This is a genomic window from Vibrio sp. Vb1554 (genome assembly GCF_033344235.1).
In genome coordinates this window covers 1-1,062 of record NZ_JAWPOJ010000430.1, presented here as the reverse complement: position 1 = coordinate 1,062, position 1,062 = coordinate 1, and the positions used below count along the sequence as shown (strand labels likewise).

1 protein-coding gene and 1 pseudogene are annotated in these 1,062 nt (G+C 47.0%); both read left to right on the top strand.

Annotated features, from left to right (window positions below; genetic code table 11):
- Positions 1–516: glycerol-3-phosphate dehydrogenase C-terminal domain-containing protein (locus tag R8N28_RS26825; protein WP_318183869.1), on the top strand; the 516-nt coding region annotated here is incomplete at its 5' end.
- A gap of 278 nt (positions 517–794) precedes the next feature.
- Positions 795–1,062 (top strand): annotated as a pseudogene (locus R8N28_RS26820) (zinc transporter ZntB); the annotation flags it as partial.

The window sequence follows — 1,062 nt, the reverse complement described above, 5'->3', positions numbered from 1 at the left end:
GTGCTCGATGCTGAGTACGACCAAGCACCATTGTTGTCAGTATTCGGTGGCAAGCTAACGACTTACCGTAAACTCGGTGAAGCGGCGATGAAGAAACTGGAACCGTACCTACCTCAAATGGGTGGTAACTGGACAGCAAATCAAACGCTACCAGGTGGTAACTTTAGCTGCACCCGTGAACAGTTAGCGAAACAAATTCACGCGAAATACTCATGGGCACCGCAAGCGCTGATTCTGCGCTATGTGACTCAGTTTGGTACGCAAACGTGGGATTTGATGGAAGGCGCATCCAGTGAAGCCGAGCTTGGCCAAGCGTTCTCAGAGCAAGCAGGCGGCGTATACCAACGCGAGATCGATTACTTGATGAATCATGAAATGGCGCTAACCGACGAAGACATTTTATGGCGTCGTACTAAACTTGGCCTTTACATGAACGACGAAGAAAAACAGGCACTAGCCGACTACCTGAAAGAAAAGTTGCAACAAAAAGTGGTCAACCTTTCTCAGGTTAGCTAAAAAGCTCCTCCCCCTCACCTATGACAAAGCCTGCCTCGTTGCAGGCTTTTTGTTTCCCCTTGTTACTGTGCGGTTCTTATTGCTTCACTTGCTTACCAATAAGAACAATTATTCATAGACATTTGGCGTAAAATGCAATCATACTCATTTGAATAATTATCCCCCATGACTTCAATGTGAAGGCGTGAGAACGTTGCGGCGTGTCGTGCGCTAAGTCATTCTCGCTAAGTCAAGCATCTGGAGATTATTGGGGTATAGGCTCATACAAGGAAAAGAAAATGGGTTTTATGATTGAACATTGGGATTTTTCAACCCCAATGGCGACTCAAGAAACAACAGCGGCGGAACACATTCAACCGAATCATTGGTACCACTGTGAAAGGCTTCATCCCGATATTCGTGGCTGGCTAGAAGACAATCACGTACCACGTGCGACGGTCGATCATCTGTTAGCCGACGAGAGCCGACCATCTTTCCATCCTTTGGATGACGATAACTTCATGCTGATCTTACGAGGCATCAACATGAACGAGAATGCGTCGCCAG